This window comes from Catellatospora sp. NPDC049111 (assembly GCF_040648615.1).
Lineage (GTDB): Bacteria > Actinomycetota > Actinomycetes > Mycobacteriales > Micromonosporaceae > Catellatospora > Catellatospora aurea.
Window position 1 is genome coordinate 144,771 of record NZ_JBEZEB010000012.1, and the last position, 23,446, is coordinate 168,216.

Genomic DNA, 23,446 nt, shown 5'->3' on the forward strand with positions numbered 1-23,446 from the left:
CTCGAACACGTCCATCATCCTCGATCAGCGAAGTGCCGGGCGGAGTCCTCCGTGGTCAACGCACCTCCCACCAGTAGTTCGAACGCCTGCCGGTGGATGGCGATGTGCGCTTCGTCTTCAACGTACACGCCCTTGCCGAGGTGATCGAAGTAAACAAGTCCTGGGTCGCCTGGTTCCGGGAAGTCGAGTATGACAACGGGACGCCCGTGCGGTGCGTAGGCGAGCGAGCTGAAGGGGACGAGGCGGAGCTCTATGTTCGGCGATTCGCTCATCCGGGCGAGGTGGGTGAACTGAGCCCGCATCACGTCCGGCGTGCCGACCGTGCAGTGCAGGGCTGCTTCACCCACCACTGCGCGGAGTTTCAGCGGATCATTGCCGGACAGCCGATCCTGGCGCTTGAGGCGTGCGTCCACCATGCGCTCGACGCGTTCTGCGGTTGCGGTGGGATGGGCCTGGCGGACCAGAGCACGGGTGTAATCGGCCGTCTGAAGTAAACCCGGGATCAGCAGCGTCTCAAAGTTGCAGATCGACGAAGCCGCGCTCTCCAGGCCGATGTATAGGTTGAACCATTCCGGCAACTCGTAAGCCTGCCACCAGCCGCGCCGACCGGAGTCGCCCGCGAGCCGCACGAGCAGATCTCGCTCGGCGTGGTCAGTCCCGCCGTATCGATCGAGCAGGAGCTGGACATCGCCGGGGCGAACCGGGGTCAGTCCGCGTTCAAGGCGGCTGATCTTGGCGTCGGAGCTGCCGATGACCGCTGCGGCTTCGATCGTGGTCATCCCTGCCTTGCCGCGCAACTCGCGCAGTCTGTAGCCGACGCGTCGTCGGATGGCGGTCGGACTCATGGGCACGAGGACATTTTGCAGGGAAGATGCACTGTCTGTAAAGGAACAAGGCTCAACCCGTTGCCCCTGCAGATTACATGCGCAAGACTAGGTTAACTATCCACATGCAACAGACGGCGCATCAATTGGTGTGCTGAAAATGCCGGAGGCGGGGCAGTCTGGTTGGTCCCGGCGCGCCCCGCCTCCCCACAACTCCACAAGGAGGTGGTTGATGGCAGTCTACGTGGCCGTCGCCGGGCTCGGCGCGGTCGTTCTCCTGGCCATGCTCGCAGGTTGGGCACTGCGCGGGTATGCGGCGAACTGGTGCGCGCACTGCGGCGGCGCTGTCGGCGCGATCTGCGGTGCGTGCACGCACCGGGTGATGCGCGAGCAGTTCATGCGCACCCCGCCGCCGTCCGTCCGGCACCGGGTCGACGCTGGGGCGGTGTCCGGGTGAGCAGTCCTCCGCAGGGCCACGCCCCGATTCCGGATGACCTGGCGAGACGGTACTGGGAGGCCGTCGTGGTCCACGGTGACGACCCGGCGACCGACATGTGCGTGCACTGTCGGCGCAGCCGTTGCCCCGAGTGGGCGTACGCCGTAGAGCAGCTCATCCTGGCCGACCTACTGGACCGCTGACCGTCGGCGGCGGCCCAAGGTCATCGGACTTGCCCGGCACCTGTGGGTATGCGTTCGCAAGATACGCACAGGTGCCGGGCAAATCGAGCGATCTTGGCGACGGGGTCGATCCAGGTCACTTGCAGGAGTACGTGAACTTCGACGAGCCCTGGACCACGCTCGGCTCCAGGATGCGCAGGGTGGCTTCGGCCTCCCGGCTGCCCTTGCCCTGGAAGCGCCAGAACAGGTGCACCTGCACACTGCGCTCGCCCTTCTTGACGGCCTGCTCCAGCATGCCCGAGGTCTCGCCGTCGTTGCGCAGCCACTCGTACGTGATGAGCCCGGCCTGGCCGTCGGTCTCGATGAGGCCGACCACGTCGACGTTGACGTTGCACTCGGCGGTGACCGGCGGGACGACGGGCGTGACGGTGACCTTGGTGACCTGGACCGCGTTGTTGCGTTCCTGCCACCAGTTCCAGCCGACGTACCCGGCGATGACCAGCAGCGCGACCGTGGTCAGCGCGCTGAAGAACGCGGCGATGCGCTTGCCGATCGTCTTCTTCGGCCGCGCCGGGGCGGCCTGCGCGGCGGCCATCTGCCAGGCGGGCGGCGCGGGCGGCACACCCTGCCCGAAGCGCAGGTTCACGTCCGGCTGCGGCTGGTGCACGGCGGGCGGCGCGGCGCGCCCGACCTGGTACGCGCCGGACTTGCGCTGTTCTTCGGCGGCGCGGTTGCCGAGCCGGGTCGCGCCGTCCGGCGGCACCACGGGCATGACGGCGGTGGGCGGCGCGGTCCGTGGCGTCTGCGGCGGCACCGACGGCGGTCCGGAGTGCGAACCCCCCGCCAGCTGCACGGTCTCCTCGGCACCGGGAGCACCGGCGGGCTGATGACCGGGCGGCGCGGCCCACGGCTGCTGAGGCGGGAACGCCGGAGCCGTCGGCGACCCGGGTGCGGGCGCGGTGGGTGCGCCGGAGACCGGAGGAGCCGAGACCGGGGGAGCCGAGACCGGGGGCGCGGAGACGGGCGGGGCCGAGATGGGCGGAGCCGATACCGGTGGGGCCGATACCGGTGGGGCCGAGACAGGCGCGGCGGAGAGCGGGTGCATCTGCGCGGCGAGCGCCTTCAGCGCGGCGCGGTCGCCGAAGCCGGGTATGCGCTGGGCTGCGGTGCTGAGCGTGGTCAGCGCGGCGGTGAGGCCCGCGCTGCCGCCGACGGCCTCGGCCTGCTGGCCGGCCTGGCGCAGCAGCTGCTGGGTGTCGGCGTCGTGGCAGGCGTCGGCGAGCTGGGCCAGCAACCGGGACCAGCCGGCCGCGTCGTGCCCGGGGCCGGGCGTCGTGCCCAGCACCGCGTGCCCGTATCCGGCCTCGGCGAGCAGCGCCGCGCCACCGGCGCTGACGACCACGCCGTGCGCGTTCAGCTCGCCGTGGGCCAGCTGGCCCTGGTGCAGCTTGAGCAGGGTCTGCGCGGTGTCGGTGGCGATCAGCGCGGCGACGGCGGGCGGCAGGGTCACCCCGGCGGCCAGCGCCTGCGCCACTGTCGGCGACGGTGCCGCGTTGGTGATCAGCCAGCTGTGCCGGCCCTCGGTCACCTGGTCGATGACGTTGAGCAGGCCGGGCACGCGCAGGCGGGCCTGGGCGCCGACCGCGTCGGCGAGCCGCCGCGCGGCGGCCGGGTCGGTCAGACCCCGGTCCTCCATGCGCAGCGCACCGCGCTGCTTGCCCTCCGCTGTGGACACCGTGTGCCACGTGCCGAGCCGTCCGGCCCGCCCCGCATCCAGCAGGGTGTACTTGCCACCGATGGTGTCGGTCACCGCAGCGCGTCCTTCTCAGCCGATGATGCAGTTGGCGTTCTGAATGATGGGTGCAGAGTAGACCTTCGTGGGAATAGCGGGACCGCCCCGCGTGGTCTCGATGGTCACCTGGATCTGGGTGTTGCAGTAGAGCAGGCCGGTCATGTCGACGGTGGTGGAGACCGTCTTGCTGGTCCCGTCGGTGATGCCCTCGACGACATACGTCTTCGGCGAGATGTTGTCGATCGGCTGGTTGTTGTAGTTGATCACGGTGAACCGCAGCGTGTAGCGGTACCGACCGGCGTTCTCGGTGTTGACGATCACCGTGGTGCGGGAGTCCTTGCCCGCCTTGTCCTGGGTGGTGCCGTTGCAGATCCCCTTGACCAGCCAGCACGTGCTCGGGCGGAGGAAGGCCACGATCGGCGCGGCCGGGGTTGCCGGGGAGGTAGACGGCGACGGCGACGGCTTCCTGCTCGGGCTCGGCTCGGGCTCCTCCGACGGGGAGGGCGACGGTTCCGCCGACGGGCTCGGCGAGGGTGAAGGACTGGGCGAGGGTGTCGGCGACTCGCTGGGCAGCGGGGATTCGCCTGCGGTCGCGCTGGGAAGCACGGTCGGGTTGCTCGCCGGGCTCGGCGGCCACAGCGCCGCGGCTCCCGCGCCGCCCAGGACCAGCACCAGCGCGGTGATGCTGGCGGCCGTGGTGAACGCCTTGCGGGACATGCCGAGGATGGTGGTGCCGATCGCGGTGGCGTTGGCCTGCACCGCGGCCAGCGGGAACAGCAGTGCCAGCAGCAGCGCGCGGCGGGCCAGCTTGCTGCGGCCCTCCTCCTCCCACTCGGGCCCGTACCCGGCTCCGGCGACGGCCTCCAGCTCGCGCAGGAACGTCGCGGCGTCCTTGGGGCGCTGCTTGGCGTCCTTGGCCAGGCCGCGCCGCACCAGCCCGCGTACCGCCTCGGGCACCAGCTCCACCGGGACGGGCGCTTGCTCGTGCTGGCGGCGCAGGCCCTGGATGTCGCCGGGGGCGCGGAACGGCGGCTGCCCGGCCAGGCACTCGAAGAACGTGGCGGTGGCCGCGTAGATGTCGGTGGACGGGCTGGCGGGGGCGCCGGCCCACTGCTCGGGGGCCATGTACGAGGGCGTGCCCGCGAGCGGGCCCTGGCGGCCGCTGCGCGCGGCGATGCCGAAGTCGGCCAGCTTGCTCTGGCCCTCGCCGTTGACGAGCACGTTCTCGGGCTTGTAGTCGCGGTGCACGACCCCGCGGTCGTGGGCGGCGGCCAGGCCGAGCAGCGAGCCCTTGAGCACCACCAGGGCGGCCTCGGGCTCGGTAGGGCCCTGCTCGCGCAGGATCGCACGCAGCGCGACGCCGTCGACCAGCTCCATCACGATCGCCGCGCCGCCGGGCGCTTCGATGTACTCGTACAGCCGCGCGACCTGCGGCGACTCCACCTCGGACATGACCCGGGCCTCGGCCCGGAACGCGCGGATGAAGTTCTCGTCGTCGCGCAGGTGCTCGGCCAGGTACTTGATGGCGACCTTGACCTGGGTCGCCTCGTGCTCGGCGAGCACCACCAGCCCGGACGCGCCGCGGCCCAGCTCGCGGATCTCAACATATCCGGGCACAGTCCACATGTTCGGCTGACTCATGCCGTCACCTCCGCGGTCGCGGCCTTGCGGGACTTGATGAAGCCGGTCAGCTTGCGGAACAGCCGGTACCAGATCGGGAACATGATCAGGCCGATGCCCAGGGCGATGACCAGCACGTCGATGCCGGGCGGCAGGTACTCCTCGACGAGCCCGCCGAGCCGGTCGCGCCAGGCCAGGAAGCCCAGCAGGACGAACAGGCCGGTGCCGACGACGGCGGTGAAGCCGTACGCCGCCATGCCTATCTGCTTGATGCCGGGTTTGCGGCCGGCCTTGATGTCGGACCAGATGCCCTTGGTGAAGTATGCCGAGGCCTCCTCGCGCAGGCGCGGCAGGCGCAGCCCGTCCGCGAGCGCCTGGTAGCCGTCCAGCGGCATCAGCGGGTTGAGGTTGTACAGCGTGTTCAGGTAGAGGCCGAAGGCGAGCTGGTAGGCGATGCCGGACACCTGCGGCGCGGGCACCCAGGCGGCGACCGCGGCGAGCATCCCGGCGATGGCCGCGGTGGACAGCGGCCCGGACAGCGTCACCACGATGCGCGACCAGCGGCTGCCGAACCACATGTCCGAGGTGTCCACGAAGGCGAACGGCATGCCCATCATCAGCATGAAGCCGCCCCGGGTGACGGTGCGGCCGTAGGACTTCACCGCCAGCGCGTGCGCCGACTCGTGCACTATCAGCGCGAACAGGTAGCCGGCGGCGATGATCACCGCGCCCCGGATGCCCGCGCCGTTGATGTCGAACAGGTTCTGGCTGCCGCTCGCCACGGTCATCGCGTAGATGCCGCCGACGATGCAGAACCAGAGCCCGGCCACGCCGGTACGGGTGAAGAAGCGCCAGCCGAACGACCGGTACATCTTCGTGAACACCCCGTCCAGGCCCTTGACCGAGACCTCCGTGCGCAGCAGCAGCTTCAGCACCGCCTGCCCGAACCGCTTGAGCAGCGGGGGCTTCTCGGCCTCGCGCTGGCCGTGCACGCCGCGCACCAGTTCCAGCGCCGCGAACGTGCGCAGCGTGCGCTCGATGCGGGGCAGCGCCAGCTCGCCATAACGCTGGGCGTACGCGAAGAGCAGGTCGCGGACGGTGTTCTCGCCGTCGAGCTGGTGCCACAGGAACACGTCGCGTTCGTCGAGCTGCAAGTACTGCCCGGTGCGGGTGTTGCGCAGCACCCACTGCTGGTCGCCGCGCATGTCCGGCACCTGCTTGAGGGCCCAGCCGCTGCGCCGCCGCGGCCGGGCCGTCAGCGGGCCGGTGGCCGTCGGCGCGGTCTCCGGCTGGCCGGCCGGGAGCAGGATGCTGTGCTCGACGCCGCGCACCATCGTCTTGGAGCCGATCGCCGCCGAGCGCGGCTGCGCGAATCGCAGCGGTATGTCGCCGATGTGCAGTTCGGACTCGTCGGGCAGCGGGGCCCAGTCGCCGTGGAAGGTGCGCCGGCCGATCGTGGTGCCGTTGAACGAGTTGAGGTCCTCCAGGTGGAAGCCCTCGGCGTTGCGGACGACCCGAGCGTGGTGGCGCGAGACGCTGGCGTCGTCGAGCACGATGTCGTTGTCGGGGGCCCGGCCGATCGTGGTGTGCGGCTTGACCAGCGGGTGCACCCGCTCACCTGCGGCGTCGTGCCAGCGCAGCTCCGGCGCCGCGTAGGACTCCACCACAGCGCCCTTGCGGAGAGTGCCGCAGTGCAGGCAGTAGGGGTAGTCCCGCCGCAGGTGCACATGGCAGGCGTGGCACAACATCGTTCGGCCTTTCCAGGGGTCTTTCCGGGGTATGGAGCTGTGCGGCGAGCCGAATCATAGGCGTCCGAACGGCCGCACGCTCTCGGCTGACTGCTTTACGACGGTGATCCGTTCAGGCGGTTCGTCTATGTGTGGAGCGGCTGCCGGGCAGCAGAGGTGCGACGGGGGCGCACACCCCTGCTGCCCGGTGTCTGGTGCGGATGGTCAGGCGGTCGCCGAGGCTTGCGTACCGTCCTCGTCGGACTTGAAGACCTTGCCCGCCACCGCGCCGGCGACGCCGCCCGCGACCGCGCCCGCGGCCAGGCCGGCCCCGCCGATGAGCAGCTCCTCGGTGCCGATGCCGTCCGAGCTGTCGCTCGCGGCGGCCGCCGGATCGGCCGGCACGGCCGGTGCGGCCGAGCCCGGCTGGGCCGGGTCGGCGGTGCCCGGGGTCGCGGTCGGGTCGCCGGACTGCACGACCACCACGACCGGGCCGGACTCCTCGACCGGCGCGGGCACCGGGTCCGCGGCGGGCGCGGGGGCCGGAGCGGGGTCGGGCGCGGGAGCCGGTTCCGGTGCCGGGGCAGGCTCGGGGGCGGGCTCCGGCGCGGGCGCGGGCTCGGCGGGTTCCGCCGGTTCCGCGGGCTCGGCCGGTTCCGCGGGCTCGGCCGGTTCCGGGTCGGGGTCGGCCGGGAAAAGGTCGAGGTCCGGGGGCAGATGGATGGGCGGGATCCACGGGCCCGGCGGCTCCGGCTCGGGGTCCGGGTCCAGCGGCGGGAAGTCGAAGTCCGGGGGCAGGTGGATCGGCGGGATCCACGGACCCGGGTCGGGGTCCGGGGTCAGCGGGGGCAGCTCGAAGTCCGGCGGAAGGTGGATGATCGGCGGCACCAGCGGCTCGGGGTCCGGGTCGGGAGTCAGCGGCGGCAGCTCGAAGTCCGGCGGCAGCTCGATGATCGGCGGCACGATCGGGTCCGGCTCGGGGTCCGGCACCAGGGGCGGCAGCTCCAGGTCCGGCGGCAGCTTGATCGGCGGAATGAGCGGCTCCGGCTCCGGGTCCGGCTCCAGCGGCGTGAGTTCGAGGTCCGGGGGCAGGTGGATGGCGTCGGGCAGCGGCAGCGGGGGCGGCGGCAGCGGCTCGTCCTCGGGCTCCGGGGTGAGGTCCTCGGGGGCGATCGGGATCAGGTCGACCGGGGTGAGCGGCGGAGGCGGGGGCATCGGGTCGTCCGGGGGCTCCGGCAGGTCCGGCAGCTCGGGTATGGCCGGCGTCAGGTCGGCGGGTGAAATCAGGCTGCCGAGGCCGCCGGTGCCGATGCCGGACTTGGACAGGCGTACGCCGAGCGCGGTGGGCCCGGCGCCGGCCGAGGCGTCGGCGAGCCCGCGCAGCTGGTCGGTCTCGTCAGGGGCGAGGCCGTACTGCGCGGCGACGGCGTCCGGGTTGGCCCGTGCGTGCCGGGCGAACTCCGGGTCCACCGCCATCCTGGCGATGAGATCGCGGAACTGGGACATCGGAGGCTCCCTTTCGGTGGGAGGGGGGCGTTCGGGGCGGGGGCGTTGCGAGGTGACTTCACGCTAGGTCCGCTAGGGGACTGCGCACATCGCGGCGAGTACGTAACTTCTGCACCGGGGGTGCCTGCGTACCGACCCGGAGAGGGGAGGCGTCGTGGACCGACGAGAGGCCGCCGAGCTGCTGCGGGAGCGCACCGGCCGCTCCGTCGCGCCCCGCCTCGTGGAGCAGTTGCTGCGGCGTACCGACGCGGACCCGACAGTGCTGGCGGCGATCGCCGACCAGGTCGACACCGACGGGGACGGGCTGCACCGGCTGCCGCTGCGCTGGCCCGACGAGCTGGCCGAGCCGGTGCGGGCAGCGCTGCGCTCGCTGACGCCGCAGGCCCGCGAGACGGTGACCGCGGCCGCCGTGATCGGACGCGAGTTCGACCTGGCCATCCTGGAGGGCGCCTGCCCCGACGTCGACGTCCTGAGCGGCCTGGACGACGCCGCCGAAGCCGGGCTGGTCCGCGAGCAGGGCCCTCAGGTGTACGGCTTCGTGCGCGCGCTGGACCGCGAGGTCTGCTACGACACGCTCGGCGCACGGGCTCGCGCGGCGCTGCACGAGCGCGTCGCGGCGGTGCTGACCAGGCTCGGCGCACTCGGCGGGACCCGGGCGGCGACCCTGCCGGAGCTGGCGCACCACACCGCCGAGGCGGCGGCGCTGGGCGGGGCCGCCCGACTGGACGCCGCCGTGGCCGCCTCGGCCACCGCTGCGGCCGCCGCCGACGAGGAGGGCGCCTACGACCTGGCCGCGGGCTACTACGCGCAGGCCGCGCTGTTCGCGGGCCGGGCCGGGTGGACTCCGGCGCAGGCCGGACGGCTGCTCGCCGCCTCCGGCACGGCGCGGCTGCGCGGGGCGGGCAGCATTGCAGCCCGCGAGGCGGGCCGGGCTTCGCTGACCGGCGCGTTGCGGCTGGGCCTACGCGCGGGCGACGTCGGCCTGATCGCGGCGGCCGCGCTGGGCCTGGGCCCCCGCCCGAGCGCGGGCGCGCTGGCCGGAGCCGGGATGGTGCGGGCAGGAACGGGTTCGCCTGCGACTGCGGGCACGTCGGGCGCGGTGGGGGGCGGGGGACCGGGTTCGGTGCCGGTGGACGTGGTGCGGGTCGGCGTTCTGCGGGACGCCTGTGCGGCGCTGCCCGCTGCGGGGTTGCCGCCCGAGCAGCACTCGGCGGCGGCGCGGCTCATGGCCCGGCTGGCCGACGAGCTGGGGGAGGCTGAGCTGGCGCGGCGGGCGCTGGACCTGGCCCGCGCGGGCGGGGACCCACGGGCGGTCGCGGAGGCGCTGCTGGTCGTGGGCGACCGGCTGGACCAGGTGGTACGCGAGGCCGCCGCGCTGGGCGACGCCGAGCTGCAGGCCAGGGCATACGACCTGGCGGCGGCCGACGCGCTTCGGCGGGGCGACAAGGCCCGCGCGGCGGCGCTGCTGGCCCAGACGGCGGCGCTCGGCGAGGGCCGCCCCACGGCGCTGGTGCGCTGGTACGCGCTGCGGGCCGCAGCCGAGCTGGCCGCCCTGCGCGGCCGTCCTGACCCGGCGGCGGCCGACCGGGCGCTGGCCGCCGGCCGGCTCGTCGACCCGGCCGCGGCCGAGGTGGCGGACCGGGCGTTGCGGGACTGGTCCGGCGCGGACACCGGGCCGGGCGGGTTGACCGCCCGCGAGCGCGAGGTGCTTGCCTGGGCCCTGCGCGGCGCGCCCGCCAAGGAGATCGCGAGCGCCCTCGTGCTCGGCGAGCGGACCGTGGAGACCCACCTGGCCAGCATCTACCGCAAGCTCGGGGTACGGACCCGGATCGAGTTGATCAAGAAATGGGGAGACGGTAGCCCACCGTAGAGGCGACGGTTACCAAGTGTGACGAATGAGATTCGCAAATGACTGGACGGCCACTTGACCAGCGGCGTAGCGTCTCTTTCAAGCGCATCGCTCGATGAAACCCGGGGGATGGCCCAGCTGATCATTTATCGGTTGTGGCGCCGAGCGGATGCGCCGGGGGATGGGTGGCACCACGCCGTTGGGGGACGGCCGCCACCTGAGACCGGTCGGCCGGCCGGCGACGCTAACGGGGGTGAGCGTCGCCGCCGGCCACCGGCACATCCAGCCCCGCGACCCCTTCAAGATCGCCCGACTTGCCTGGCACGTGTGCGTATGTTGAGCGCGAATACGCCCATGTGCCAGGCAAGTTCGACGATCATGCGGCCGCGCGGTGGCGGGTCAGCGGCCCTGGTTGGCGACGGCGGCGGCGGCTTCGGCGGCCGCGGCGGGGTCGAGGTAGGTGCCGCCCTTGGTGATCGGGCGAAGGTTCTCGTCGAGGTCGTAGCGCAGCGGGATGCCCGTCGGGATGTTCAGGGCGGCGATGGCCTCGTCGGAGATGCCGTCCAGGTGCTTGACCAGGGCGCGCAGCGAGTTGCCGTGGGCCACCACGAGCACCGTGCGGCCCGTGCGCAGGTCCGGGATGATCGCGTCGTACCAGTACGGCAGCATCCGGCCGACGACGTCCTTGAGGCACTCCGTGCGCGGCTTCAGCTCGTCCGGGAGCTGCGCGTAGCGCGGGTCGGCCACCTGCGAGAACTCGTCGTCGTCGGCGATCGGCGGCGGCGGGGTGTCGTACGAGCGGCGCCAGAGCATGAACTGCTCCTCGCCGTACGTGTCGAGGGTCTGCTTCTTGTCCTTGCCCTGCAGCGCGCCGTAGTGGCGCTCGTTGAGCCGCCAGCTGCGCGACACCGGGATCCAGGACCGGTCCGCGGCGCCGAGCGCGATCTCGGAGGTCCGGATGGCGCGCTTGAGCACGCTGGTGTGCACCACGTCGGGCAGCAGTGCGTGTTCCTTGAGCAGCTCGCCGCCGCGGCGCGCCTCGGCCTCGCCCTGGGCGTTCAGGTCCACGTCGACCCAGCCGGTGAAGAGGTTCTTGGCGTTCCATTCGCTGTAGCCGTGCCGCAGCAGCACCAGTGTTCCAACCATGCCCGCCATCTTTCCCGATGGGCGTCAAGGGCCTGTGACCAGCCCCACGTGACGACCACCACGTGATATCCGAGGTGACTTCCGTCGTGTCCGCGCCCTAGGTTGTAAGGCACCGAGTGGGGTTGCGAGCATTACAGGGGTGCGGTGTGCGGGGCTGGTTGGCGCAGACGGCGGGCGGACTGCCGAAGATCTTCTGGTATCTGTGGACCGGCACCCTGATCAACCGAACCGGCGCGTTCGTGATGCTGTATCTCGAGATCCACATGGTGGTCGAGTACGGCTTCTCGCCGACCTTCGCCGGTCTCGTGCTCGGCCTGTTCGGCGGCGGCATGGCGCTCGGCTCGCTGGCCGGCGGCGTGCTGGCCGACCGTTGGGGCCGCCGCTCCTCGCTGCTGCTGTCCAACGTCGCTCTCGCGGCGACCGCGGTGGTGCTCGGCTTCGTGTTCCAGCCGGTCGCGGTCGCCGCGCTGGCCGCGGTGTACGGCTTCTGGAACGGGCTGGGGCGTCCCGCCTTCTCGGCGACCATGGTCGACGTGCTCGGCCCGAGCCTGCGCATGCGCGGCATGAACCTCAACTACTGGGCCATCAACCTGGGCTTCTCGTGTGCCGCGGTGCTGGCCGGCGTGCTGGCGCGCACCCCGCACCTGACCGTGTTCCTGCTCAACGCGGCGGCCCAGCTGACCATGGCCGCGATCGTGTTCTGGCGGGTGCCGGAGACCCAGCCGGTCAAGGCCGCGCTGCCGGGCACGGGCGGTCGGGCGCGGGCCGCGGCCGTACGCGTGCCGGTCGAGGGCAGCATCGCGACGGTGCTGCGCGACCGGGTCTTCATGACCTTCGTGCTGCTCAACCTCGGACTCTGGATCATCATCGAGTCCTGCAAGCTGATCCCCATCGCGATGCACCAGCGGGGCATGGACGCGGCCGACTACGGCACGGTCATCGCCGTCAACGGCATCATGATCGTCGCCTTCCAGTTGTTCGTGCCCAAGCTCCTGGCGGGCCGCAACCGCAGCCGGGTGCTGGCGCTGTCGGCGCTGCTCGTCGGCTTCGGCATGGGTGCGACCGCGATCGCCGGCACGGTGCCCATGCTGATGCTGACCGTCGTCGTGTGGACCGCGGGCGAGATGCTGAACGCCCCGGTCAACGGCACGCTGATCGCCGACCTGTCCCAGCCCGCGATGCGGGGGCGCTACCAGGGCGTCGCCTCGATGGGTTTCACCGCCGCCAACTTCGTCGCCCCGGTCGCCGGTGGCGCGCTGCTCCAGTACGCCCCGCCCGCCACGCTGTGGCTGGTGCTGGCCCTGCTGGGCGTCGTCGTCGCGGTCGGTCAGCTGCTCAGCGGCCCGGTCCGCGAGCGCCGCGCCCGCGCCCTGGCCGAGCCCAAGCCGACCGTGGAAGGAGCGGACCTTGCCCCCGTCGCCGCGTGAGTCCGACCGCCCGGGTGGGGTGCGGCGCTGGTTCGCCGAGACCGTGGGCGGGCTGCCCGCCACGTACTGGTACCTGTGGACCGGGTCGCTGATCAACCGGGCCGGCGGCTTCGTCATCGTCTACCTGACGATCTACCTGACCACCGTGCAGGGCTTCTCGCCGTCGCAATCCGGCCTGGTGTTGGGGTTGTGGGCGGCGGGTGGCGCGATCGGCACCATGGCGGGCGGCGTGGCGGCCGACCGGATCGGGCGGCGGATCACCCTGCTCGTGGCGCACCTGGGCGGCGTGGTGCTGCTGGTGTCGTTGGCCTTCGCCCAGGGTTTCTGGATGATCGCGCCGCTGACGTTCCTGTTCGGGCTCGTCGGCGAGGCGTCGCGACCGGCCTTCCAGGCGCTCATGGTGGACGTGGTGCCCGAGAAGGACCGGCTGCGCGCGTTCACGCTCAACTACTGGGCCGTCAACGTGGGCTTCGCCGTGGCGGCGACGCTGGCCGGGCTGGCCGCCGCGGCCGACCCGAAGCTGATCTTCCTGGTGGACGCCGCGACCGCGCTCGCGCCGTTCCTGTTCATCCTGCTCAAGGTGCGCGAGCCGAAGCGGGAGCGGCCCGCGGCGGCACCGCACGCACCGGTCGAGCGGGCGGGTATCGGCACGGTGCTGCGCGACCGGGTGTTCCTCGGCTTCGTCGCGGTGAACCTGCTGATCTCGTTCGTGTTCATGCAGCACCTGTCCACGCTGCCCATCGCGATGACCGGCGACGGCATCCCCGCGCAGCAGTACGGCCTGGTCATCGCGCTCAATGGCGTGCTCATCGTGGCCGGGCAGCTGTTCATCCCCAAACTGATCAGGTCGTACGACCGCTCGCGGGTGCTCGCCGTGGCGGCGCTGATCATCGGGGTCGGTTTCGGGCTGACCGCGTTCGCCGACTCGGCCGCGTTCTACGCGCTGACCGTGCTGATCTGGACGGTCGGCGAGATGCTGAACTCCCCGTCGAACTCGACGCTGACCGCCGCGCTGTCGCCGGCCGCGATGCGGGGTCGTTACCAGGGTGTGATGTCGCTGTCCTGGTCGGTGGCCGGATTCGCCGCCCCGGTGCTCGGCGGGTACGTGCAGCAGCACCTCGGGGACGAGGCGCTGTGGCTGGGCTGCGGTGTGATCGCTATCGTCGCGGCGGCCGGTCAGCTCTGGTCGGGCCCGGCCCGCGAGCGGCGGGCCGAGGCGCTCCAGGCGGTGTGAGGACGGGTATGCGGTTCGTACGGGAGTCGGTGAGCGGGCTGCCGCGCACCTTCTGGATGCTCTTCTCGGCGATGCTCGTCAACCGGGTGGGCGCGTTCGGCATGCTGCTGCTCCCGATCTACCTGACCACCGCGCGCGGCGCGTCCGTCGCCGTCGCCGGCCTCGTGGTCGGCGCGTACGGAGCCGGTGGCGCGGGCGGCACCCTGCTGGGCGGGGTGCTGGCCGACCGGTGGGGCCGCAAGGCGACGTACCTCGCGGGCACGACCACGGCCGCGGCGCTGATGGTCGGGCTCGGCCTGGCCCGGCCGATCTGGCTCATCGCGGTGCTGGCCGCCGCCGTCGGCCTGGCGCACTCGCTGCCCGGCCCGGCCACCGTCGCCGCCATCGTCGACGTGCTGCCCGAGGCCGACCGTTCGCGGGCCTTCAACCTGCAGTTCTGGGCGTTCAACATGGGCGGTGCGATCGCCGCGGCGCTGGCCGGGGTGATCGCCGAGTTCAGTTTCCTCGCCCTGTTCCTCATCGACGCGGGCATGACCGCGGTGACCGCACTGCTGGTCTGGCGGCTGGTGCCCGAGACCCTGCGCCGCGAACGCGTCGCGACCGGTCCGGCCGCCGCCCGTCCCGTCATAGACGTTGGCCTATCACATGGAAAATCAGGCGGCCCCAGTCGACGTGATAGGCCAACGTCGATGTTCTGGCGGCTGCGGATCGGCCGAGCGCGGACTGTGGATCGGTTCGGTGAGCGGGGTGGGCTCGGGGTTGTGGTGCGGGATCGGGTGTTTCTGACCTTCGTCGGGCTGACCTTCCTGCTGGCCCTGCTCACCGTGCAGGGGCAGTCGATCCTGCAGTTGGCGATGGAGGGCGACGGGCTGCGCCCGTCCGCGTACGGACTGGTCGTCTCGCTGGGCGGGGCGATGATCGTGGTGGGGCAGCTGTTCGTGCCGCGGCTGATCGGGGCACGCCGGCACGCGGTCGTGCTGGCGGCGGCGTTCGCGCTGCTCGCGCTGGGATACAGCACGGTCTTCCTGGCCGACCGGCTCTGGGTTTACGTGGCCGCGGCTTCGGTGTGGACGATCGGCCAGATGCTGGCCGCACCACCGAACGCCTCGATCATCGCGGAGCTGGCCCCGACCGCGTTGCGTGGTCGCTACCAGGGCGTCTTCTTCCTGGTGTTCCCGGCGGCCGGGTTCGTCGCGCCGTCGGTGGGCGGCTGGAGCCTGCAGCACCTCGGCCCGTGGCACTGGCTGGTGTGCGGCGCGGTGGGTCTGCTGGGCGCGGCGGGTCACCTGTGGACGGCCCGCCGGCGCGAGGCGCGGGCCGCGTCGATCCGGGCGGCGGAGATCGCCCCACAAGAGACGGTCGAGCCCGCTTTCGCCTGATCGGCATGGGATCGCGACGCACCGTCGGCGTGAGCCGCAGTCGCGTGATAACCGGGTGACATCGACTCCACCGAATGGCCGATCGTGCGCTCATCCTATCGAAGGATGTCGCAAAGTAACGGTTTGAAAACGACCGACGTGACTGTTGACACAGCGCCAAATTAAGTAAGAATTCTTTCCACATACAGTTAACACTCCTTCCTAAAAGAGGTTGACGAACGTGGAACGAGGCGCGTACCCGACGGCCGGCACGGACAGCGTGCTCGCCCGTTTGCGCGCCAAGCTTCCCGAGTTCACGGGCGCTCTGCGGCGGGTCGCCGAACAGGTGCTCACCGATCCCTCCGGCGCCTCGCGCGCCACCATCGTCGAACTCGCCGAGCGCTCGCACACCTCGCCCGCCACCATCACCCGGTTCTGCCGGGCGGTCGGCTTCGAGGGATACGCCGATCTGCGGCTGGCCATCGCGGGGGAGACCGGCCGCGCCGCCCGCTCCGCGGGCTGGGTCGTCGACATCGGACGCGAGATCGAGCCGGGCGACCCGCTGGAGCGCGTGCTCGGCCAGATCATGGCGGCCGACACCCGGGCCATGCAGGACACCGCCGCGATGACCGACCTGGTCGAGGTCGAGCGCGCCGCCGACGCCATCGCCGCCGCCGACCGCGTCGACATCTACGGGGCCTCCGGCTCCGCCCTGGTCGGCGCGGAGATGCAGTTCTCGTTGCACCGCATCGGCATCGCCGCCTGGTCCTGGCCCGACGTGCACAACGGCCTGGCCAGCGCCGCGCTGCTGAGCGCCGGTGACGTCGCGCTGGGCATCTCGCACTCCGGCCAGACCCGGGAGACCATCGAGATGGTCGCCGAGGCCGGCAGCCGCGGCGCGATCACGGTCGCGCTCACCAGCTTCCCCCGCTCGCCGCTGGCCGACGTCGCCGACGTCGTGCTCACCACGGCGACGCAGGCCACCACGTTCCGGCCGGATTCGCTCTCGGCCCGGCACCCACAGCTGGTCGTGCTCGACCTGCTGTACATCGCCGTCGCGCAGCGCACCCACGAGCGTGCGCACGCGGCGTTCCAGCGCACCGCCCAGGCGGTCGCCGGCCACCGCCTCCGGGAGGTGGTGTGAGCGATGTCCACCCGCACGGCCCCGGGCCGTCACATGAACTCCGGCGCATCTGTGCCGGTAGACGCGGCGACGTCGAACGACGCACCGCTGCGGTATCTGGTCACGCCTCGCGGCGTGACGTTTCCCGGTCTCCCCGGGGAAGCGCAACCCCAGATCGAAGTGCAGCGACGCGCCGGATGGGCCCGACGCGCCGCGATATCTCGTACGAGGAGATTGTCATGACCGTAACCCCCGACAGCCCGTCGGAGCTGAACCGCCGCACCGTGTTGCGCCGGGCCGCTGCCGCCGGTCTGCTCGCCGCCCCCGCCATCAGCGCCCTGGCCGCGTGCGCCAGCGAGGACGGCGACGGTGGCACCACCGGCGAGAAGACCGAGGCCAACCCGTTCGGCGTCGGTGACAAGCAGCCGCTGGAGGTCGCGTTCTTCAACGGCGGCTTCGGCGAGGACTACGCCAAGTTCGACGTGGCCGCCTACGAGGCCAAGTGGCCGGGCAGCAAGGTCGACCTGAAGTTCTCCAAGCTGATCCTCACCGACTACCAGCCGCGCTTCTACGGCGGCAACCCGCCGGACCTGCTGAACAACTCGTCCCCCGAGACCATCCCGGTCGGCCCGGTCATCCAGGGCAACCAGCTGCGCGACCTCACCGAGCTGCTCGACGCGCCCAGCTACGACGACCCGAAGGTCAAGGTCAAGGACACCCTGGTCGCCGGCACGGTCGAGTCGGGCCTGTTCAACGGCAAGCCGTACACCCTGAACTACGCGTACTCGATCTATGGCATGTGGTACGACGAGACGCTGTTCGCCACCAAGGGCTACACCGTGCCGAAGAACTGGGACGAGTTCGCGGCGCTGGCGGAGAAGGCGAAGGCCGACAAGATCGCGGCCTTCACGTTCCAGGGAGTCCACCCCTGGTACATCTTCAACGTGGTGAACGAGTTCATCTGGATGGCCGGTGGCCTCGACGCCTTCATGAAGATCGACAACCTTGAGCCGAACGCGTGGAAGCAGGACGCGGTCAAGCTGACCGCCGAGCGCCTCGCCGAGATGGCCGCCAAGGGCTGGGTGCAGGCCGGCGCCTCCGGTCTGGACCACACCACCACGCAGCAGGCCGTGCTCGACGGAAAGGCCCTGTTCATCTGGTGCGGCTCGTGGCTCGAGGGCGAGATGGCCAAGACCATCCCGGCCGGGGTCAAGCTGGCCGTGGCTCCGCCGTGGAACATCTCCGCTTCGGACAAGAGCAAGTACGGCACCGTGCACGCGGCGCCGGGCGAGGGCTTCATCGTCCCGAGCCGGAGCAAGAACCCGGCCGGCGGCCTGGAGTTCCTGCGCATGATGCTGGGCAAGGAGCAGGCGCGCAAGTTCGCCGAGCTCACCAAGTCCCTGCCGGTCGTCAAGGGCGCCGCCGACGGCCTGACCATCTCCAACGCCCTGACGTCCGCCTCGAAGGTGGCCGCGGCCGCGCCCGAGGTCATCAGCTGGCGCTACGAGGGCTGGTACGCCCCGCTGGTGACGGCCGTGGGCAACGCTGCCACCGACCTGCTGGCGGGCAAGTCCACGCCGGACGCCTTCATGGCCGCCGTGCAGAAGGTCGCCGACGAGGTGGCCAAGGACGAGAAGATCGTCAAGCAGAAGCGCACCGCCTGATCGTCCGGTGATCGGGTCTCCCGATCACGGGTGGGGCCGGCCCGGCCGGCCCCACCCCCGCGGAACGCGGCTCACCTGGTCTGTGGCTGCCCCGGCAACCCGCCCGTTCCCCTCGCAGCTGTCAGCAAAGGAACTTGATCATGCGGAACGGCAGAGCGCCTTTCATTGCAGGATTCCTCTTCGCCCCGGTCCTGCTCTACGTGGTGTACGTCCTCATCCCCTACGTGCGTACGGCCTACTTCTCGCTGACCGACTTCAACGGGTTCAGCCCCGAGTACGGCTTCGTAGGCCTCGGCAACTACCTGGAACTCCTCAAGGACGAGGTCTACCTGCGCGCGATCGGCCACAACGCGGTCGTGCTCACGGTGTTCCCCATCGTGACGATCCTGCTGGCGCTGTTCTTCGCCTTCATGCTCAACGTCGGCGGCCGGGGCGACAAGGCCGGTATCCGGGGCGTGCGCGGCTCGTCGCTGTACAAGTTCATCTTCTTCTTCCCGCAGGTGCTGTCGATCGCCATCGTCGCGGTGATCTGGCGCCGCGTGTTCCAGAGCAACGACGGCGGCATGATCAACGCCGTGCTGATGTCGCTCGGCCTGGTCGACGAGGACAAGCCGCTGCTGTTCCTCGCCGAATCCGACTCGGTGATCCCCCCGATCCACCTCGGCGCGTTCACGCTCGATGCGCCCGTGGTGCTGATCTGCCTCATCGGCGTCGCGATCTGGGGCGGCGTGGGCTTCTACCTGGTGCTCTTCTCGGCGGCCATGCAGTCGATCCCGAAGGACATCTACGAGGCCGCCACCCTCGACGGCGCGACCCGCGTGCAGACCTTCTTCCGCGTGACGCTGCCGCTGCTGCGCGAGCACGTCTCCGTCGCCTGGATCTACCTCGGCATCGCCGCACTCGACTTCTACGCGCTGGTCATCGGCCTCACCCCGGGAGCCGGCGGTGGCGGCCCGAACAACGCCAGCGAGGTCATGAGCTCGTGGATGCTCACCAGCGCCTTCCGCAGCAGCCGCTACGACGGCTTCGCGTTCGCCTGCGCGATGGGCATGTCCATCGCCCTGCTGACGATGCTGCTGGCCGGTGTGCAGTTCCGGCTCACCCGCAGCCGCGACAAGCTTGAGTTCTGAGAGGTATACGAGATGGCCACCACCGTTACCGCAGACGCCCCCGCCGCGGCCGCGCCCCCCGCGCCGCCCGCCGCGCCGGTCAAGCAGCGTGAGGGATACGCCGCCAACGCCTTCGCCCACATCTTCCTCGCGGTCTGGGGCCTGCTGGTCACCATCCCGCTGATCTGGGCGGTGATCCAGTCGTTCAAGACCGACGACGAGATCATCCACGACCCGCTCGGCCTGCCCGAGCAGTGGCTCTTCGGCGCCTTCGGCCGCGCCTGGACCAAGGGCAACATCGGCGAGTTCTTCCTGAACACGATCATCGTGCTGCTCGGCAGCGTGACGCTGACCATGCTGTTCGGCGCGATGGCGGCGTACGTGCTCGCGCGCTACCCGTTCCGGGGCAACCGGGCCGTGTACTGGATGTTTGTCGCCGGGCTGACGCTGCCCATCTACCTGGGCATCCTGCCGCTGTTCCTGCTGGTGCAGGACATGTCGAAGGCGCTTGGCCTGGAAGAGGTCATCGGGCTGAACACGCACCTGGGGCTGATTCTGGTGTACGTGGCGTACTCCATGCCCTTCACGGTGTTCTTCCTGCACGCCTTCTTCCGGACGCTGCCGACCACCATCGCGGAGGCCGCGTCGGTGGACGGGGCCGGGCACGTGCGGCTGTTCTTCCAGGTCATGATGCCGATGGCGAAGCCGGGTCTGATCAGCATCGGCATCTTCAACGTGATCGGGCAGTGGAACCAGTTCCTGCTGCCGACCGTGCTGATGAAGGACTCCGACAAGAAGATGCTCACCCAGGGTCTGCTGGAGCTGGCGACGAACGCCCGTTACGAGACGGACTTCGCGCGGCTGTTCGCGGGCATGACCATCGCGATGCTCCCCATCCTGGCCGTGTACCTGGGCTTCCACCGCCAGGTCCAGTCCGGCCTGACCGGCGCGACGCTGAAGTAACCCACCCACCCCAACCGGCCCGCGCCGGCGGCCGCGGCCGCGCCCCGCTTTATGTAGACGTTGGCCTATCTCGTCGAATCCGAGCGCCGGATTTTCGATGAGATAGGCCAATGTGTATGTGGAGACGGGTGGGGCTCTGTGGATAAGGGGCGTGTCGTCCACAGGTGGCCGAGGGCCGGTGGATTCGGGTTCGGTGATCGTTGACGCTGCCGGAATGCGACCGGCTCTGCGTGACGCGATGTCTGCTCGGGGCGGCCTGGCCGACCGGGCCGGCGTGACCACCGTCGTCCCCGACCACGTGCTCGCGTACGCGGTCCAGGCCGGGCACCTGGCGCGACCGCTGCCACGGACGTTTCTGCTGCCGGATGTGTTGGACGACTGGGACACCGTGCTGCGCGCCGCGCTGTCGTACGCGGGTCAGCCGGTGGCCGTGAGCCATCTCTCCGCGCTGCGGATCTGGGGGCTGCCGGTGCCGGACGACTCGTGGATCCACCTGCTCACCGGTCAATCCCGTCACCTGCGCGGTGCGCCCGGTGTCAGGGTTCACCGCCGGGAGGACTTCACTCCTGAGCCGCCACACGTGGTCACGCGGGCCGGGATCCCGGTCACTCGCCTGGAGACGGCGATCGTGGACAGCTGGCCGCTGCTCGACGGCGACGCCAAGCGGGCCCCGGCGATCACGGCCGTCGCGGACCGGATGACCACGCCGGGCAGGCTTCGTGAGGAGCTGGAGCGTACGCCGCGCCTGGCCGGCCGCCGCCATCTGGTGCAGTTGTTGGAGCGGTTGGCAGCGGGTTGCCGCAGTCCGCTCGAGCTGTGGGGACATGACCGGGTGTTCGGCGGGCGGGCGTTCGCCCGCCTTCGCCGGCAGGTCAAGGTCATGGTGGGTGGGCACGCCGTCTACCTGGACATTCTCGATGAGGCGACGGGGCTCGACATCGAGCTGGACGGAGCGGCGTACCACTCCTCACCCCGCGACCGGGAGCGTGATCTCCGGCGGGACGCGGCGCTCACCGCGCTGGGCTTCACGGTCGTGCGGTTCACCGGGGCAAGGCTGCGGCGCGAGCCTGATGCCGTACGCGCGGAGGTGGCTCAGATGATGTCCCACCGTTCGCGACGCGCCTGACCCCCTGCCGGCGAACTCCCACTCACCCGGCGACCCGCCGAACGGCGTCGGGGTGCGCCAACTTTCATAAACGTTGGCCTATCTCATCGAAAATCCGGCGCTCGGATTCGATGAGATAGGCCAACGTCTATGTAAAGCGGGGCCTGGCGGAGGGGAGGGGGTCGGTGGTCAGGATTCGCCGGTGACCAGGTAGATGACGTGGCGGCCGGCGTTGACGGCGTGGTCGGCGTAGCGCTCGTAGAAGCGGGCCAGCAGGGCGGCGTCCACGGCGGCTTCCACGCCGTGCGTCCACTCCGAGTTGAGCAGTTTCTCGAACAGCGCCTTCTCCAGCTCGTCCATGGCGTCGTCGTCGCGCTCCAGTTCGGCGGCGCGTTCGATGTCGCGGGACGCGAGCACCAGCGTGATCTTGCCGGCGATGCGGTCGGCGATGTTGGCCATCTGGCCGAAGACCCCGGCGAGCTCGGCGGGCACGCAGACCGCCGGGTGCCGGCGCAGCGCCGACTTGGCCACGTGCTCGGCCAGGTCGCCCATGCGCTCCAGGTCGGTGCCGATGTGCAGCGACGTGATCACCATGCGCAGGTCGGAGGCGACGGGGGCCTGCTGCGCGAGCAGCCGGAGCACCTTCTCCTCCACCGCGCGGAACAGGGCGTTGATCTCCTCGTCGCGGGCGATGACGCGCTCGGCGCCCTCCTTGTCGGCGCTGAGCAGGGCGGTGGTCGCCGCGCTCATCGCGGTGCGGACCGCCTCGGCCATGGAGACCAGCAGGCGGCCGACCTCGAGCAGGTCGGCACGGAACTCCTCGCGCATTGATCACTTCCAGTAACGATGGGGGGCTCTGGTCCGCACCACGGTAGGTGGCGCGCACGGCCGGAAGGTGAACGCCGGTGAACGGGAGCGGGCGCGACGGTGAACACTGTGCAACCAATGCCGTATATGGCCAGGTTACAGATGATTTGTACGAGAACGTTGGCTGAATGATCTGACCTACGATCGCAACGTGAAGGTACTGGCAGCGCCCCCCGACGGCGGCACGCTCATGCTGGCGATCGCCGTCGGCGTCGTGCTCGGCCTCGCCGCGGGCCTCCTGCTGGCCCGCTACCAGGCGCACCGGCGTGCGGCGCGTGCCGTGAACGCGCTGGGGCCGTCCGGGCTGGGCGCGCCGCCGGTCGGCGACCCGCTGGCCGGGCTGGGCCGCAAGAGCCTCGACGCGCTGCGGGTGGGCGTGGTGCTGCTCGACGGCACCGACCAGGTCGTGCTCGCCAACCGGTCGGCGCGGGCCATGGGCATGCTGCGGGCCAGCGCCGTGCCGGGCACGATCGCCGCCCACCCGATCCTGCGTACGCTCGCGGGGCAGGTGCGCCACACGGGCGTGCCGCGCGAGGTGGAGCTCGACCTGCCGCGCGGCCGCGAGCTGGGCGAGTCGCAGCCGCTGGGCGTGCACCTGCGCGCGGTGGCGGTCGGCGGCGGGCTGGTCTGCGTGGAGGCGGCCGACGTCACCGACGCGCACCGGGTGGAGCGGGTGCGCCGCGACTTCGTGGCGAACGTGAGCCACGAGCTGAAGACCCCGATCGGTGCGTTGCAGCTGCTGGCCGAGGCGCTGTTGGACGCCACCGAGCCGCCGGACGAGCAGCCGGCCGACCCGGAGGCCGCAGCGGCCCAGGCGGCCGAGGACGTGGTGGCGAGCCGGCGGTTCGCCGAGCGCATACAGCGCGAGAGCACCCGGCTCGGCCGGCTGGTGTCGGAGCTGCTGGAGCTGTCCCGGCTGCAGGGCGCCGAGCGGCTGCCCGACCCCGAGCCGGTCGCGGTGGACGCGGTGGTGGCCGAGGCGCTGGACCGCGCCCGCACCAACGCGGCCGCCAAGCACATCGAGCTCGTCGTCGTCGGCACTCGCGGGCTGACTGTGTACGGCAACGACAACCAGTTCGCCACGGCGCTGGGCAACCTGGTCGAGAACGCCGTGGCGTACTCGCACGAGCACTCCGCGGTCGTGGTCAGCGCGCTGGCCGAGGGGGATCGGGTCGACATCAGTGTGTCGGACCAGGGCATCGGCATCGGGCCGGGAGACCTGGACCGGGTGTTCGAGCGCTTCTACCGGGCCGACCAGGCCCGCTCGCGGGCGACCGGCGGCACCGGCCTCGGCCTGGCCATCGTCAAGCACATCGCCACCAACCATGGGGGCCGCGTCGACGTGCGCAGCCGCCTGGGTGGAGGCTCGACGTTCACCCTCCGGTTACCTGCCCGACCACCGGAGGCGATGCTTCCGCTACCCGCCTCCTTTGAGATCGATGCGGCGCCGGTGCCCGACGCCCCCGCGCCCCTGAACCTCGCAGCGCAGGACGCGACCCCCGCGGCCGCTGCGA

At 71.2% G+C, this 23,446-nt stretch carries 18 protein-coding genes and 1 pseudogene; 12 read left to right on the forward strand and 7 right to left on the reverse strand.

Going from position 1 to position 23,446, the window contains the following annotated elements:
• Nucleotides 1-14: 14 nt before the first annotated feature.
• Entirely contained in the window at nt 15-845 is an 831-nt protein-coding gene (locus AB0B66_RS19380; RefSeq protein WP_360531205.1) for a helix-turn-helix transcriptional regulator, read from the reverse strand.
• 211 nt (nt 846-1,056) lie between these two features.
• On the opposite strand from AB0B66_RS19380, the gene AB0B66_RS19385 reads away from it, so the two are divergent.
• The gene (locus AB0B66_RS19385) at nt 1,057-1,281 is read left to right on the forward strand and encodes a hypothetical protein (RefSeq protein WP_360531208.1); all 225 of its coding nucleotides are present in this window, start codon (nt 1,057-1,059) and stop codon (nt 1,279-1,281) included.
• Nucleotides 1,278-1,463: a hypothetical protein gene (locus AB0B66_RS19390; RefSeq protein WP_360531211.1), complete on the forward strand. Its 186-nt coding sequence runs from the start codon at nt 1,278-1,280 to the stop codon at nt 1,461-1,463. Before AB0B66_RS19385 ends, AB0B66_RS19390 begins: the two co-directional genes overlap by 4 nt.
• Before the next feature lie 115 nt (nt 1,464-1,578).
• Here the strand turns inward: AB0B66_RS19390 and AB0B66_RS19395 are convergent, their stop codons facing one another.
• From AB0B66_RS19395 to AB0B66_RS19410, 4 genes are all read right to left on the reverse strand, one after another.
• Nucleotides 1,579-3,252: a hypothetical protein gene (locus AB0B66_RS19395; protein ID WP_360531214.1), complete on the reverse strand. Its 1,674-nt coding sequence runs from the start codon at nt 3,250-3,252 to the stop codon at nt 1,579-1,581.
• Nucleotides 3,253-3,267: 15 nt separating this feature from the next.
• Nucleotides 3,268-4,875 carry a serine/threonine-protein kinase gene (locus AB0B66_RS19400; protein WP_360531216.1) on the reverse strand — a complete coding sequence of 536 codons (1,608 nt, stop codon included), beginning with the start codon at nt 4,873-4,875 and terminating at the stop codon, nt 3,268-3,270.
• The gene (locus tag AB0B66_RS19405) at nt 4,872-6,581 is read right to left on the reverse strand and encodes an FHA domain-containing protein (RefSeq protein WP_360531219.1); all 1,710 of its coding nucleotides are present in this window, start codon (nt 6,579-6,581) and stop codon (nt 4,872-4,874) included. Before AB0B66_RS19405 ends, AB0B66_RS19400 begins: the two co-directional genes overlap by 4 nt.
• Nucleotides 6,582-6,806: 225 nt before the next feature.
• Nucleotides 6,807-8,087, reverse strand: a complete 1,281-nt coding sequence (locus AB0B66_RS19410; protein ID WP_360531222.1) for a hypothetical protein — start codon at nt 8,085-8,087, stop codon at nt 6,807-6,809.
• 154 nt (nt 8,088-8,241) lie between these two features.
• Between AB0B66_RS19410 and AB0B66_RS19415 the strand changes: the two genes are divergently transcribed.
• Nucleotides 8,242-9,957 carry a LuxR C-terminal-related transcriptional regulator gene (locus AB0B66_RS19415; RefSeq protein ID WP_360531225.1) on the forward strand — a complete coding sequence of 572 codons (1,716 nt, stop codon included), beginning with the start codon at nt 8,242-8,244 and terminating at the stop codon, nt 9,955-9,957.
• A 378-nt stretch (nt 9,958-10,335) separates the two neighbouring features.
• Here AB0B66_RS19415 and AB0B66_RS19420 read toward each other — a convergent pair whose 3' ends face one another.
• Nucleotides 10,336-11,082 (reverse strand): phosphoglyceromutase, encoded by a 747-nt coding sequence (locus tag AB0B66_RS19420; RefSeq protein ID WP_360531228.1) that lies wholly within the window; start codon nt 11,080-11,082, stop codon nt 10,336-10,338.
• Nucleotides 11,083-11,228: 146 nt separating this feature from the next.
• Between AB0B66_RS19420 and AB0B66_RS19425 the strand changes: the two genes are divergently transcribed.
• The 8 genes from AB0B66_RS19425 (at nt 11,229) to AB0B66_RS19460 (ending at nt 21,086) form a co-directional block, all read left to right on the forward strand.
• On the forward strand, nt 11,229-12,509 hold the full coding sequence (locus AB0B66_RS19425; protein ID WP_360531231.1) for an MFS transporter: 1,281 nt from the start codon (nt 11,229-11,231) through the stop codon (nt 12,507-12,509).
• A 19-nt stretch (nt 12,510-12,528) separates the two neighbouring features.
• Complete coding sequence (locus AB0B66_RS19430; protein WP_360531422.1) at nt 12,529-13,743, forward strand: MFS transporter; 1,215 nt, start codon at nt 12,529-12,531, stop codon at nt 13,741-13,743.
• Nucleotides 13,744-13,751: 8 nt separating this feature from the next.
• Nucleotides 13,752-15,122: an MFS transporter gene (locus tag AB0B66_RS19435; RefSeq protein WP_360531233.1), complete on the forward strand. Its 1,371-nt coding sequence runs from the start codon at nt 13,752-13,754 to the stop codon at nt 15,120-15,122.
• 220 nt (nt 15,123-15,342) lie between these two features.
• Entirely contained in the window at nt 15,343-16,245 is a 903-nt protein-coding gene (locus tag AB0B66_RS19440; protein WP_360531236.1) for a MurR/RpiR family transcriptional regulator, read from the forward strand.
• A gap of 218 nt (nt 16,246-16,463) precedes the next feature.
• On the forward strand, nt 16,464-17,888 hold the full coding sequence (gene ngcE / locus AB0B66_RS19445; RefSeq protein WP_360531239.1) for an N-acetylglucosamine/diacetylchitobiose ABC transporter substrate-binding protein: 1,425 nt from the start codon (nt 16,464-16,466) through the stop codon (nt 17,886-17,888).
• 140 nt (nt 17,889-18,028) lie between these two features.
• Nucleotides 18,029-19,018 (forward strand): sugar ABC transporter permease, encoded by a 990-nt coding sequence (locus AB0B66_RS19450; RefSeq protein WP_360531242.1) that lies wholly within the window; start codon nt 18,029-18,031, stop codon nt 19,016-19,018.
• A gap of 12 nt (nt 19,019-19,030) precedes the next feature.
• Nucleotides 19,031-19,960 carry a carbohydrate ABC transporter permease gene (locus tag AB0B66_RS19455; protein WP_360531245.1) on the forward strand — a complete coding sequence of 310 codons (930 nt, stop codon included), beginning with the start codon at nt 19,031-19,033 and terminating at the stop codon, nt 19,958-19,960.
• A 214-nt stretch (nt 19,961-20,174) separates the two neighbouring features.
• A complete protein-coding gene (locus AB0B66_RS19460) occupies nt 20,175-21,086 on the forward strand; it encodes a DUF559 domain-containing protein (protein WP_360531248.1) in 912 nt (303 codons plus the stop codon).
• A gap of 168 nt (nt 21,087-21,254) precedes the next feature.
• Here AB0B66_RS19460 and phoU read toward each other — a convergent pair whose 3' ends face one another.
• A complete protein-coding gene (gene phoU, locus AB0B66_RS19465; RefSeq protein WP_360531251.1) occupies nt 21,255-21,893 on the reverse strand; it encodes a phosphate signaling complex protein PhoU in 639 nt (212 codons plus the stop codon).
• 229 nt (nt 21,894-22,122) lie between these two features.
• On the opposite strand from phoU, the pseudogene AB0B66_RS19470 reads away from it, so the two are divergent.
• Nucleotides 22,123-23,382: pseudogene (locus AB0B66_RS19470) on the forward strand (ATP-binding protein); the annotation flags it as partial.
• Nucleotides 23,383-23,446: the final 64 nt, after the last annotated feature.